This window comes from Allobosea sp. MMO-172 (assembly GCF_037147855.1).
GTDB lineage: Bacteria > Pseudomonadota > Alphaproteobacteria > Rhizobiales > Beijerinckiaceae > Allobosea.
The window spans coordinates 109977-123136 of the sequence record NZ_JBBCUM010000001.1 but is presented as its reverse complement, the minus strand read 5'-3'; the positions used below and the strand labels follow the sequence as shown (position 1 = coordinate 123136).

Genomic DNA, 13160 nt, shown 5'->3' with positions numbered 1-13160 from the left:
GATCGGGTGCTGCTGCGTGTTGTCAGGCGGATTTTTTCTGCCCAAACTTGCGGCAAGGCAGCCCGTTCAGAGGCGCCGCTTCAGGGGAGAGCATGATGGATCGCAGGACGTTTCTGAAATCCGCGACGGGCGCCGGCATGGCCGCGGCGACCGGTGGGCTGGCGATGCCGGCCCTGGCGCAAAGTCCAAGCAAGACCCTACGCTTCGTACCGCAGGCCAATCTCGCGAATTTCGACCCGATCTGGGGCACGCAATACGTCGTCCGCAACGCCGCGGCGCTGGTCTGGGACACGCTTTACGGCATCGATTCGAAGTTCCAGCCGCAGCGCCAGATGGTCGAGACGGAGGAGGTTTCCTCCGACGGCCTGACCTGGACTTTCAAGCTGCGCTCCGGCCTCAAATTCCATGACGGGACGCCGGTCACCTCGAAGGATGTGGTCGCGAGCCTCGTGCGCTGGTCGGCGCGTGATCCGATGGGCCTGATGCTGCGGGCCATCCAGGTCGAGCTGGTGCCTGTCGACGAGCTGACCTGGAAATGGTCGCTGAAGCAGCCCTTCCCGAAGATGCTGCTGGCGCTGGCCAAGAACAACGCGCCCTGTTCCTTCGTGATGCCCGAGCGCATCGCCAAGACCGACCCGTTCACGCAGATCACCGAATTCGTCGGCTCCGGCCCGATGAAGTTCCTGCGCAACGACTGGGTGCCGGGCGCCAAGGCGGTGTTCGAGAAGTTCGCCGACTACAAGCCCCGCTCCGAGAAGGCGGACTGGCTCGCCGGCGGCAAGAACATCCTCGTCGACCGGGTCGAATGGGTGATCATGCCCGACCCGGCGACCGCCGCCGCCGCGCTCCAGAACGGCGAGGTCGACTGGTGGGAGACCCCGCTCGCCGATCTCGTGCCGGTGCTGAAGGGCCACAAGGACATCAACGTCGATATCGGCGATCCGCTCGGCAATGTCGGCGCCTTCCGCATGAATCACCTGTTCCCGCCCTTCAACAACGTGAAGGTGCGTCAGGCCGTGCTGACGGCGCTGAACCAGGAAGACTACATGCGCGCCGTCGTCGGCGACGACGACAAGCTCTGGAAGCCGCTGCCGGGCTTCTTCACGCCGGGTACGCCGCTCTACACCGAGGAAGGCGGCGACATCCTCAAGAAGCGCAATGTCGCCGAGGCCAAGAAGCTCCTCGCCGAGGCCGGCTACAAGGGGGAGCCAGTGGTCTGCGTCGTCGCGCAGGACATGGCCGCGACCAAGTCGATGGGCGACGTCACCGCCTCGCTGCTCAAGAGCATCGGCATGAATGTCGACTTCGTCGCCACGGACTGGGGCACCGTCGGCTCCCGCCGCGCCCAGAAGACGCCTCCGGGCCAGGGCGGCTGGAGCATGTTCCACACCTGGCATGCCGGCGCCGACTGCATCAATCCGGCCGCCTATACCGCGATCCGGGCCAATGGCGACAAGGCCTGGTTCGGCTGGCCGGACGTGCCCTCCGTCGAGACCGAGGTGACCAACTGGTTCAACGCCAAGGACCTCGCCGAGGAGAAGGCCGCGATGGGCCGCCTCAACAAGGCGGCGGTCGAGAACGTCGTGTTCGCGCCGACCGGCTTCTATCTCGGCTACCAGGCCTGGCGGAAGAACGTCACCGGCGTGGTCAGCGGGCCGCTGCCGTTCTTCTGGGACGTCAAGAAGGGCTGAGGGCCCTCACGCGGAGCGGCGAGGCCGCTCCGCCCTTGCGGAGCCCGCTCGGCTCTGCTGCCTCGCTTTGCTGCGACCCGGAAGAACTCCGGGCCGCGGCTCCCGGATTAGCCGTGATCGAGGTCCGACTGCCTTATGCTCGCTTTCGTCGTCAGGCGCATCATTACGACCATCCCCGTGATGGCCTTCGTGGCGCTGTTCGTGTTTTCGCTGCTCTACATCGCGCCGGGCGATCCCGCCGCGATCATCGCCGGTGACCAGGCCTCGCCCGCCGATGTCGAGCGCATCCGCGCCAGCCTGGGGCTGGACCGGCCCTATCTCGTGCGCTTCGCCGAATGGTCGTTCCGCGTGATCCAGGGCGATCTCGGCACCTCGATCTTCACCAACCTGCCGGTGACCCAGCTCATCGGGCAGCGTATCGAGCCGACGCTGTCGCTGATGGTGCTGACGCTGATCTTCGCCGTCGTGGTCGCCGTGCCGATGGGCGTGGTCGCCGCCTGGAAGGCCGGCAGCTGGGTCGACAAGGCGGCGATGGGCTTCGCCGTGCTCGGCTTCTCGGTCCCGGTCTTCGTCGTCGGCTACCTGCTCGCCTATTTCTTCGCGCTCAAGCTCGATTGGCTGCCGGTGCAGGGCTACACGCCGTTCTCGCAGGGCTTCTGGCCCTGGCTCAGGAACCTGATCCTGCCGGCCGTGACGCTCGGCCTCGTCTATATCGCGCTGATCGCCCGCATCACCCGCGCGACCATGCTCGAAGTGCTGCAGCAGGACTATGTCCGCACCGCGCAGGCTAAGGGCGTGGCGCAGAAGGACGTGCTCTTCCTGCATTCGCTGAAGAATGCGGCCGTGCCGATCGTCACCATCATCGGCATCGGCATCGCGCTCCTGATCGGCGGCGCCGTCGTCACCGAGAGCGTCTTCGCCATTCCCGGCCTCGGCCGGCTCACCGTCGATGCCATCCTGCGCCGCGATTACCCCGTCATCCAGGGCGTCGTGCTGATGTTCAGCCTGGTCTACGTGCTCGTGAACCTGCTGATCGACCTGACCTATACCCTCGTCGACCCGAGGATCCGCTATTGAGCGCTCAATCGACCCTTGCGGCGCCCGCCGCTGAACCGGTGAAGACCGAACTCGGCCGCGCCGCCCGCTTCCGCCGCTATTTGCGCCGGCATCCCTCCGTTGCGATCGGCGGCGGGCTCCTCGTCCTGATGGCATTGATCGGCATCTTCGCGCCCTTGCTCTGGACCACCGACCCGACCGCGATCTCGCCGGCCCGCCGCACCCGCGTGCCCTCCGAGCTCTACTGGTTCGGCACCGACATGCTCGGCCGCGACGTCTACTCGCGCGTCGTCTACGGCGCCCGCGTCTCGCTGCTCGTCGGCTTCAGCGTCGCGGTGCTGTCCTCGATCATCGGCCTCACGATCGGCCTCTTCGCCGGTTTCGTGCGCTGGGCCGATGGCATCATCATGCGCATCATCGACGGCATGATGTCGATCCCGCCGATCCTGCTCGCCATCGCCCTGATGGCGCTGACGCGCGGCTCGATCCAGAACGTCATCATCGCCATCACCATCGCCGAGATCCCGCGCGTGGCGCGGCTCGTCCGCGGCGTCGTGCTGTCCTTGCGCGAACAGCCCTATGTCGAGGCGGCGGTGGCCAACGGCGCGCGGGTGCCGCGCATCATCTGGCGCCATATCCTGCCCAATACCTTCGCACCGATGAGCGTGCAGGCGACCTATATCTGCGCCAGCGCCATGATCGTCGAGGCGATCCTGTCCTTCATCGGCGCCGGCGTCCCGCCGGCAACGCCGTCCTGGGGCAACATCATGGCCGAGGGCAGGGCGCTCTGGCAGGTCCGGCCGCATATCATCCTGTTCCCGGCCGTGTTCCTCTCGATCACCGTGCTCGCGGTGAACCTGCTCGGCGACGGCCTGCGCGACTCCCTCGATCCGAGGCTCGCCAAGACTCTCTGAGGGCCCGCCCCGCAGCTGGGACAACCCACGCCCCGCATTGCCGGCGCTTGACGGGCCGGCTCACTGCTTGAAAGCCTTGCCCTTGAGGGTGAACCTCATCCGGAGCCTATGACGTGACCCGAATCCTGACCGTCGCCGCCGCCCAGCTCGGCCCCATCCAGCGCGATGAGAGCCGGGCCTCGGCCGTCGCCCGCATGGTCGAACTGATGCGGCAGGCCAAGAGCCACGGCGCCGATCTCGTGGTCTATCCGGAGGCCGCGCTCACTGCCTTCTTCCCGCATTGGTGGATTGACGACGAAGCCGAGATCGACGGCTATTTCGAGAGCGCGATGCCCTCGAACGAGACCGCGCCGCTCTTCGAGGAGAGCAGGCGCCTCGGGGTCGGCTTCCATCTCGGTTATTGCGAGCTGGCCTTCGAACAGGGCCGCAAGCGCCGCTTCAACACGGCGATCCTCGTCGACAAGTCGGGCTCGATCGTCGGCAAGTACCGCAAGATTCACCTGCCGGGACATCCCGAGCACCGCCCGGCCGCGCCCTTCCAGAATCTGGAGAAGCGCTATTTCGAGACCGGCGAGCTCGGCTGGCCGGTCTGGCGGACGATGGACGCCAATATCGGCATGATGATCTGCAACGACCGCCGCTGGCCCGAGAGCTATCGCTCGATGGGCCTGCAGGACGTCGAATTGATCGTGCTCGGTTACAACACGCCCAAGCACAACCCGCCGGCCCCGGACCATGACCGGCTCGGCAATTTCCACAACCAGCTCGTGATGCAGGCCGGTGCCTATCAGAACGCCACCTGGGTCGTCGGCGTCGCCAAGGCGGGGCTGGAAGCCGGCGTCGACCAGATCGGCGGTTCCTGCATCATCGCGCCGACCGGCGAGGTCGTGGCGCAGGCCGTGACAGAGGGAGACGAACTCGTCGTCGCCCGTTGCGACATGGACCTTGGAAAGAGCTATAAGGCCTCCACCTTCAACTTCGCCAGGCATCGCGAGCCTCAGGCCTACGGCCTGATCGTCGAGCGCAAGGGCGCCGTCTCTCCGGTTTGATCAGCCTCCAAAGGAAAAAACAAAGTGACCCACGATCTCATCCTGAAGGGCGGCCGCGTCATCGACCCCTCCCAGAAGCATGACGGCATCCTCGATGTCGCCTTCACGGACGGCAAGGTCTCCGGCTTCGGCAAGGACCTGAAGGGCGCCAAGGAGATCCGCGACGTTTCCGGCTACATCGTCTCTCCCGGCCTGATCGACCTGCACACCCATGTCTACTGGGGCGGCACCTCGCTCGGCATCGACGCCGACGAGTTCTGCCGCGTCTCCGGCGTCACCACCTCGGTCGATACCGGCTCGGCCGGCCCCGGCAACTGGCCGGGCTTTCGCAAGCACGTCATCGAGCAGAGCCAGGCGCGCATCCTCGCCTATCTCCATGTCTCGCATGCCGGCATCTACGGCTTCGATCATCGCGTCATGGTCGGCGAGAGCGGCGACCTGCGCCTGATGAACCCGATCGACTGCGCCGAGGTCGCCGACAAGAACCGCGACTACATCGTCGGCATCAAGGTCCGCGTCGGCCTGCACGCCTCGGGCGAGCAGGGCACCGCGCCGCTCAACATCGCGCTGCAGGTCGCCAACGAGGTCGGCATGCCCCTGATGTGTCATATCGACCATCCGCCGCCGTCCTATGAGGAAGTCATCGGCATGCTGCGCCCGGGCGACGTGCTGACCCACGCCTTCCGCCCCTTCCCGAATGCGCCGGCGACCGCGCAGGGCACGGTGAAGCCGGAGGTGCTGGCCGCCCGCAAGCGCGGCGTCATCTTCGACATCGGCCACGGCAAGGGCTCGTTCTCGTTCAAGACCACGCGCGCCATGCTCGCCAACGGCTTCGAGCCGGACGTGATCTCGTCGGACGTGCACAAGCTCTGCATCGACGGCCCGGCCTATGATCAGGTCACGACGATGTCGAAGTTCCTCTGCATGGGTATGAGCCTGGGCAACGTCATCGCGGCTTCGACGGTGAACGCCGCCATGGCGCTGAAGCGCCCGGAATACGGCTCGCTCAAGGTCGGCTCGCTCGGCGACGCGACGATCCTTACCGTCAAGGAAGGCAAGTTCGACTACGAGGACGTGGTCGGCGAGCACCTGATCGGCGACCGCAAGATCGTCTCCGAGGGTGTCGTGCTCAAGGGCAAGTGGTGGCACCCGAAGCGGACCAGCAAGTTCCCGAAGGTCGCGGCGTAAGCTTAGATGTCACGCGAAACGGGCTGGCGCCGCATGGCGCCGGCCGACCTGCCGGCCGTGATGGACATCGCGGCCGTCGTGCACCCGGACTACCCCGAGGACGAAGCGGTCTTCGCCGAGCGTTTGCGTCTGGCGCCAGAGGGTTGCCATGTGCTGGCGGCGGGAGACGGGGCGCTCCAGGGCTATCTCGTCAGCCATCCCTGGCCGGCGGGCGCCATCCCCGCCCTGAATTCGCTGCTCGGCGAAATCCCGCAGGCTGTCGCGAACTGGTACCTTCATGATCTCGCCCTGCTGCCCTCCGGGCGCGGCAGCGGTGCGGCAGGCGCAATCGTCGCCAGCATCGCCCGTCGGGCCGCCGAAACCGGCTATACGAGCCTGGCGCTGGTCGCGGTCAACGATTCGACCGGCTTCTGGCGGCGGCAGGGTTTTCGTGAGGCGCATGATCCCGCGCTTGATCGCAAGCTTGCGAGCTATGACGATGCGGCACGCTATATGCGCCGCGAACTGAACGACTGACAGGACAGGCCGGCACCAGAGATGCCGGCGGAATTTGAGGAGAGGAACGCCATGAGCGCCGAAGACAGGCTGAAGGAACTGGGACTGACCCTGCCGGAGGTGCCGACGCCGGTCGCGACCTATGTCAGCTTCAAGCAGGTCGGCGACATGGTCTATCTCTCGGGCCAGGGCCCGAAGCGGGCCGACGGCACCTATCCGACCGGCAAGGTCGGCGCCGACGTCACCATCGAGCAGGCTTATGAGCATGCCAAGCAGACCGGCCTCGGCCTGCTCGCGGCGATGAAGAAGGCGGTCGGCTCGCTCGACAAGGTCGAGGTCGTCAAGCTGCTCGGCATGGTCAATGCCGCCCCGGATTTCTCCGACCATCCCAAGGTCATCAACGGCTGCTCGGACCTGTTCGTCGCCGTGCTCGGCGACCGTGGCCGCCATGCCCGCTCGGCCGTCGGCATGGGCTCGCTGCCCAACCGCATGACCGTCGAGATCGAAGTCATCGTCAAGGTGCACCCATGAGCGTGACCGCGACCACCTCGAAGGCCGTCGACCAGCCGGCTGCGACCCCGCTCGCCGCCGAGATCTCCCGCGTCTACGGCACGCCTGCCGTGGTGATCGACCTCGACAAGGTCGATGCTAATATCGCCCGGCTCCAGGCTGCCTGCGATGCTGCGGGTGTCGCCAACCGCCCGCATATCAAGACGCATAAGTCGCCCGAGCTGGCGCGGCTCCAGGTCGAGGCCGGCGCACGCGGCATCACCTGCCAGAAGCTCGGCGAGGCCGAGGTCATGGCCGATGGCGGCCTCGACGACATCATGATCAGCTACAACATCCTCGGCGAGGAGAAGCTTGGTCGCCTCGGCGCGCTCCAGCGCCGCGTCCGGATGATCGTCGCCGCCGACAACCCGGTCACCATCTCCGGCCTGCCGCGCGCCGGCGAGATCGCCGGCCGTGACCTGGAGGTCGTCATCGAATGCGATACCGGCCGCAAGCGCGCCGGCGTCGAGACCCCCGGCGAGGCGGTCGAACTCGCCAAGATGGTTGCGGCTTCGCCGGGGCTGCGCTTCGCGGGCTTCCTGATGTATCCGCCGGAGGATGGCTGGGAGCGCACGCAGGGCTTCCTCGACACGGCCAATGCCGGCCTGCGCGATGCCGGCCTCAAGGCCGACATCATCTCGACCGGCGGCTCGCCCAACATCCCGAACATGGGCAAGCTCAAGGGCGCGACCGAGCACCGCTCGGGCACCTCGATCTTCAACGATCGCATGCAGATCGCGGCCGGGGTCGCGACGCTGGAGGATTGCGCACTGACCGTCTACGCGACGGTGGTGAGCCGGGCCGGCCCGGAGCGCGGCATCCTCGATTCAGGCTCGAAGACGCTGACCAGCGACAAGGGCAATCTCGACGGCCACGGCTATATCCTCGAGTACCCGGCCGCCCGGATCGCTCAGTTCGCCGAGGAGCACGGCTTCCTCGATCTCTCCGCCTCGAACAAGCGCCCGCTCGTCGGCGAAATCGTGCGCGTGGTGCCGAACCATGTCTGCGTCGTCGTCAACATGGTCGATCGCCTGATCACCGTGCGCGGCGACAAGCTGATCGGGGAACTGCCGGTCGCGGCGCGCGGTCGCCTGACCTGAGTTAGTTCTGGAGAATCTTCGATCCCTTGATCGTGACATTGCCGGACGCCTTGGCTTCGAGGCGTCCGGAAGCTCTGAGCGTGATGTCGCGCCCCTGCAGGTCGACGCTGCCGTCCTTCTTCAGGTTCAACCTGGCATCGCCGCTCTTCAGGGATGCCGCGTCGGCGCTTTCGATTGCGAGCGTCTTGCCGGCGGTAACCGCTATCTCCTTGCCGGAGGCGATGGTAAGGTTCTGACCGGCATCGATGTCGCAGCCGACCGCCGCGCTGACGTTGAAGCTGCGCGTTTCGAACGACGCTTCATGACCGCTGCTGACGCGCAGGCGGCTGCCGATGACCATGCTGGCATTGGCGCCCGCGGTCACCGCGAGATTGCCGCCCGAGGTTAGCGTCATCGCACTGCCCGCCGTGAGCGCGATGCCCATCCCGCAATTGATCGTCAACGAGCCCGGGGCGTTGATGACGACGTTGCCGCCCCGGTCCGCCGATATCGCCTGAAGCAGAGCCGCGACCTGCGCTTCCAGCGTTGCGATGCGCTTCTGGAGCGCTTCGGTGTTCGGATCGGCCATCGCATTCCCCTCTCGCCGGCATGACGGGGTGACGAAGCGTCAGCCTATCATGCGTCGGCGGTAGCGAGAATGGATGTGGCCGGTCAGCTCTCCGGGTGCCGGGCGTTCCAGGCGGCGGCGTATTCCGTGCAGAGCCGGTCGAGCTCGGCCCGATCGGTCACGCCGGCGGGGCGCCCGCGCGAGGGCGAGGCCTGCTGGAACGGCACCGAGCGCTGATGCGCGACGCGCCAGAGCCGGCGCAGCTCCGTCAGCGGGGCGGTGTGGTCGTCGACGCGGATGTCGAGGCTGGGTACAGGCTCGCCGGCCCAGATCCGGATCGCGGCGGATTGCTTGCCGCGCTTATCGCCGCCGGCCTTCTCGCCGGCTTCCAGCGCGACCAGCAGGCGCTCGTCGAAATCCAGCGCCGAGGCGGCGATATAGGCCTTCAACGTCTGCTGAATGACCTCCGGCCCGGACAGCATGTTGCCGGCGACCGAGACCTGCGGGCCGTCGACGGCGCCGCACCAGTCGATGCAGGCCGCGCCGGTATGCGAGGCGGTCTTGCCGTCGCGGTCGATGACATGAAGCTGGCGATGGGCGCGGCCCTCGTCGGCCGCCGTCAGCGTCGCGATGATCTCGACCGCCGAGCGCCCCTCCTGCAGCAGCCGGAGGCCGTCGATCCCGTAGAGCGGATTGACGAAGGCCTGCGTCGCGATCGCGCCGATGCGCCCGCCGCCATAGGGCACACGGGCACCGACGGCGAAGGCGCAGGTCGAGACGGCGACACCATAGGCGCCGGTCGCGGCGTCGCGGGCGACGATGGACCAGGTCATGCGATCAGCTCCTCAGCGCCCCGCGGCATAGGCCTGCATCAGACGCGGCGTCGCGGCGGCGCGCAAGAGGCCGTCATCGCCACGCTCCGCCGCGGTCAAGCGCCCGACCGTCCAGGCCGGCGCCTTCTCGACGGCATGGCCGCGCCGCTCCAGATCGGCGAGTGCGGCGGCGCCGATGCTCTCCTCGATCATCATGTGGCCCGGCCGCGACGAGCGCGGGTAGAAGGAGGAGGGGAAGTGCTGCGTGTGGAACAGCGGCAGGTCGATCGCCTCCTGCAGGTTGAGGCCGTGATGGACGCGGCGCAGGAACAGGCCGAGCTGCCACTGCTCCTGCTGGTCGCCACCCGGCGTGCCGAAGGCGAGGCGGGGCTTGCCGTGCTCGAAGGCGATCGAAGGCGTCAGCGTCGTGCGCGGCCGCTTGCCCGGCGCGAGCGACGAGGGCAGGCCCTCTTCCAGCCAGAACATCTGGGCGCGGGAATTCAGCGGGAAGCCGAGCTCCGGGATGACCGGCGAGGATTGCAGCCAGCCGCCCGAGGGCGTCGCCGCGATCATGTTGCCCCATTTGTCGATGACGTCGATATGGACGGTGTCGCCCTTGCGACCGGCCGCGACCATCGAGGCCATGGTCGGCTCGCCGACGCTGGCGCCGCCCTGGGTCGGCTGGGCAATGGCGCCGAGCGCCTTCATCGCATGCGCGACCTGCGCCTCGTAGCCGGAGACGACACCCGGCCGCAGTTCCAGCGAGGCGCGCTCGCCGATCAAGCCTCGGCGACCGGCGGCGTAATCCTCGGAGAGCAGCGTTGCGAGCGGCACCTTCACGAAATCCGGGTCGCCGTAATAGGCCTCGCGATCGGCGAAGGCGAGCTTCATCGCCTCGACGACATGGTGGACGAACTCCGGGCTCGCCGGGCCCATCCCGGCGAGGTCGACGCCCTCGAGGATCTTCAGCGTCTGCAGGAAGGCCGGGCCCTGGCCCCAGGGGCCGATCTTGAACACTTCCCAGTCGTGATAGGTCACTGAGGTCGGCGTCTCGTAGGTCGGCTTGTAATTCGCCATGTCCTGTGCGGTCAGCAGGCCCTTGTTGCGCCGACCGGAGGAATCCATCACCTCCTGCGTGCGGCAGAACCGGTCCATCGCCTCGGCGACGAAGCCCTTGTACCAGGCGTCATAGGCGCCCTGGATTTGCTCCTGTCGGTCGCTGCCCTTGGCTTCCGCCTCGGCGAGGATGCGCTTGTAGGTCTCGGCCGCGGCCTTGTTGGCGAAGAGCTTGCGCGCCTCCGGCACATTGCCGCCGGGCAAGTAGACCGCGCCGGAGGTCGACCACTCGTTGGTGAAGAGATCGGTCAGCTCCCGGATCGAATCCGAGACGCGCGGCAGCATCGGGTGGCCGTTCTCGAAATAACCGATCGCCGGCTCCAGCACTTCGCGCAGCTTCAGCCGGCCATGATCGCGCAGCAGCGTCATCCAGCCGCCGAAGGCGCCGGGGATGACGGTCGCGAGCAGGCCGGAGCCCGGGATCAGGTCGAGGCCGAGCGCCTTGTAGGCGGCGATGGTGGCTGCCTGCGGGGCAGGGCCCTGCGCGCAGAGCGTCTCGACCTTCCCGGTTTCGGCTGAATAGAACACGGCCGGCATATCGCCGGCCGGGCCGACGAGATGCGGCTCCACCACCTGCAGCACGAAGGCTGCGGCGGCGCAGGCGTCGAAGGCGTTGCCGCCCTTTTCCAGCATCGCCATGCCGGACGCAGTGGCGAGCCAGTGCGTCGAGGTCACGACGCCGAAAGTGCCGAGGATTTCGGGGCGGGTGGTGAACATGGGCGTATCCCTGAAGCCTAGTTTTCTTTCGGGTCGAGCGCGTCGCGCAGGCCGTCGCCGAGCAGGTTGAAGCCGAGCACGGCAAGGAAGATGCAGATGCCCGGCGCCACCGACATCCACGGCGCCTGTTCCATGAAGTTCTTGGCGACGTTGAGCATCTGCCCCCAGGACGGCGCCGGCGGCTGCTGGCCGAGGCCGAGGAAGGAGAGGGCGGCTTCCAGGATGATCGCCTGCGCCATGAACAATGTCGACTGCACCACGATGGGGGACAGGGTGTTGGGCAGGACATGGCGGAACATCAGCCGTAGATCGCGCGCGCCGACAGCCCGCGCGCCCTCGACGAAATCCTCCGCCTTGACGTTCATCACCTGGCCGCGGATCAGCCGGATGAAGATCGGCACGGCAGACAAACCGATCGCGATCATCGCATTGGTCAGCGACGGGCCGAGCACGGCGGCGAAGGCGATGGCGAGGATCAGGAAGGGGCAGGCGAGCAAGGCCTCGGTGACGCGCGAGATCACGATGTCGATCCAGCCGCCATACCAGCCGGCAAGCAGGCCGAAGGGCAGGCCGATCGCGACCGCGATCAGCACCGAGACGATGCCGGCAAGCAGCGAGGCCTGAGCCCCGAAGAACAGCCGCGCGACCTGATCGCGGCCGAGCTCGTCCGTACCGAACCAGTAGAGCTCGGAGGGCGGTTTGCGGATCGCGAGGAAGTTCGACTTGAACGGATCGGCCAATGGCAGCACCGGAGCCAGCACCGCCATCAGCACGAAGATCAGGACGAGCCCGCCGCCGAGCAGCGCGGACTTGTTGCGGATGAGGCGCGCCAGCACGCCGGGGCGCCCGCCGGAGCCGGACGATGCGCCGGCGGAGGCGATGGAATCGAGCGATGCCATCAGCCGGTCCTCAGGCGCGGGTTGACGAGGATGTAGAGGATGTCGGCGATCAGGTTCATCAGGATGAAGCCGATGGCCGTGCACAGCACGACGCCCTGCACCACGCCATAATCGCGGTTGAACACGGCATCGACGATCAGCTTGCCGAAGCCGGGGATGGTGAAGACCTGTTCGGTCAGCACCGCTCCCGCCAACAATTCGCCGAAGAGCAGCGTGGTCAGGGTGATGATCGGCACCAGCGCGTTGCGCAGCGCATGGCGGTGCACGACCGTGTCCTCGTCGAGCCCCTTGGCGCGGGCGGTGCGGACATAGTCCGAGCGCAGCACCTCCAGCATCGCCGAGCGGGTATGGCGCATCAGGAAGGCGGCGAGCCCGTTGCCGAGCACGAAAGCCGGCATGATCAGGCGTTTGATCGCCTCCCACGGGTGTTCGAAGATCGATTCATAGCCCGAGGCCGGCAGCCATTTCAGGTGCACCGAGACCAAGAGGATCAGCATGATCCCGAACCAGAAATTCGGGATCGACAATCCCGACAGCGCGACCGCGCTGGCGGAATAGTCGACGATCGTGCCCTTGCGGCGCGCCGCGAGGATGCCGATCGGGATGCCGATGCAGATCGCGACGAGGATCGAGGCCGTGGCGAGCTGGATCGTCACCGGCAGCTTCTGCAGGATGAGGTTCAGGACCGGCTCGCCGGTGCGCAGCGAGCGGCCGAAATCGCCCTGCACGACCTGCCCGAGCCAGGCGAAGAACTGGACGAAGATCGGATCGTCCATCCGGTAAATCTCGCGCAAACGCGCGATCACCTCGGGGTCGCGTTCCTCGCCCGCGATGACGAGGAAGGGGTCGCCCGGCAGCGCGCGCTGCAGGGCGAAGACGAAGAGCGACACCAGGAAGAGCGTCGGTATCGCGATCAGGAAGCGGCGGAGGATCAGAGTGAACATGATGCGCTCGAAACTGCTCCGTCATCCCGGATGCAGCGAAGCGGAACTCCGGGATCCATCGGAGAGAACAGCGCTCTACGATG

At 67.0% G+C, this 13160-nt stretch carries 13 protein-coding genes; 8 read left to right on the top strand and 5 right to left on the bottom strand.

Features of this window, described 5'->3' with window-relative positions; all coding sequences use genetic code 11:
- Positions 1-95: 95 nt before the first annotated feature.
- From WFK61_RS00550 to WFK61_RS00515, 8 genes are all read left to right on the top strand, one after another.
- Entirely contained in the window at positions 96-1691 is a 1596-nt protein-coding gene (locus tag WFK61_RS00550) for an ABC transporter substrate-binding protein (protein ID WP_336809583.1), read from the top strand.
- A 135-nt stretch (positions 1692-1826) separates the two neighbouring features.
- On the top strand, positions 1827-2768 hold the full coding sequence (locus tag WFK61_RS00545; protein WP_336809581.1) for an ABC transporter permease: 942 nt from the start codon (positions 1827-1829) through the stop codon (positions 2766-2768).
- Between the two features lie 38 nt (positions 2769-2806).
- Positions 2807-3661, top strand: a complete 855-nt coding sequence (locus WFK61_RS00540) for an ABC transporter permease (protein WP_336810082.1) — start codon at positions 2807-2809, stop codon at positions 3659-3661.
- Positions 3662-3774: 113 nt separating this feature from the next.
- Positions 3775-4710 (top strand): N-carbamoyl-D-amino-acid hydrolase, encoded by a 936-nt coding sequence (locus tag WFK61_RS00535; protein WP_336809579.1) that lies wholly within the window; start codon positions 3775-3777, stop codon positions 4708-4710.
- A 24-nt stretch (positions 4711-4734) separates the two neighbouring features.
- Positions 4735-5898 carry an amidohydrolase/deacetylase family metallohydrolase gene (locus WFK61_RS00530; protein ID WP_336809577.1) on the top strand — a complete coding sequence of 388 codons (1164 nt, stop codon included), beginning with the start codon at positions 4735-4737 and terminating at the stop codon, positions 5896-5898.
- Positions 5899-5904: 6 nt separating this feature from the next.
- Positions 5905-6414 (top strand): GNAT family N-acetyltransferase, encoded by a 510-nt coding sequence (locus WFK61_RS00525; protein WP_336809575.1) that lies wholly within the window; start codon positions 5905-5907, stop codon positions 6412-6414.
- Between the two features lie 51 nt (positions 6415-6465).
- The gene (locus tag WFK61_RS00520; protein WP_336809574.1) at positions 6466-6924 is read left to right on the top strand and encodes a RidA family protein; all 459 of its coding nucleotides are present in this window, start codon (positions 6466-6468) and stop codon (positions 6922-6924) included.
- Entirely contained in the window at positions 6921-8042 is a 1122-nt protein-coding gene (locus tag WFK61_RS00515; RefSeq protein WP_336809572.1) for an alanine racemase, read from the top strand. The genes WFK61_RS00520 and WFK61_RS00515 overlap by 4 nt, the downstream gene beginning before the upstream one ends.
- A 1-nt stretch (position 8043) precedes the next feature.
- Here WFK61_RS00515 and WFK61_RS00510 read toward each other — a convergent pair whose 3' ends face one another.
- The 5 genes from WFK61_RS00510 to WFK61_RS00490 all read right to left on the bottom strand — a co-directional run bounded on the left by WFK61_RS00510 (position 8044) and on the right by WFK61_RS00490 (position 13077).
- Entirely contained in the window at positions 8044-8610 is a 567-nt protein-coding gene (locus tag WFK61_RS00510) for a DUF2345 domain-containing protein (protein WP_465246942.1), read from the bottom strand.
- A gap of 83 nt (positions 8611-8693) precedes the next feature.
- Positions 8694-9422: a DUF1028 domain-containing protein gene (locus tag WFK61_RS00505; RefSeq protein WP_336809568.1), complete on the bottom strand. Its 729-nt coding sequence runs from the start codon at positions 9420-9422 to the stop codon at positions 8694-8696.
- A gap of 12 nt (positions 9423-9434) precedes the next feature.
- Positions 9435-11234: a gamma-glutamyltransferase family protein gene (locus WFK61_RS00500; protein ID WP_336809566.1), complete on the bottom strand. Its 1800-nt coding sequence runs from the start codon at positions 11232-11234 to the stop codon at positions 9435-9437.
- Between the two features lie 17 nt (positions 11235-11251).
- Entirely contained in the window at positions 11252-12133 is an 882-nt protein-coding gene (locus WFK61_RS00495) for an ABC transporter permease (protein WP_336809564.1), read from the bottom strand.
- On the bottom strand, positions 12133-13077 hold the full coding sequence (locus tag WFK61_RS00490; protein ID WP_336809562.1) for an ABC transporter permease: 945 nt from the start codon (positions 13075-13077) through the stop codon (positions 12133-12135). The genes WFK61_RS00495 and WFK61_RS00490 overlap by 1 nt, the downstream gene beginning before the upstream one ends.
- Positions 13078-13160: the final 83 nt, after the last annotated feature.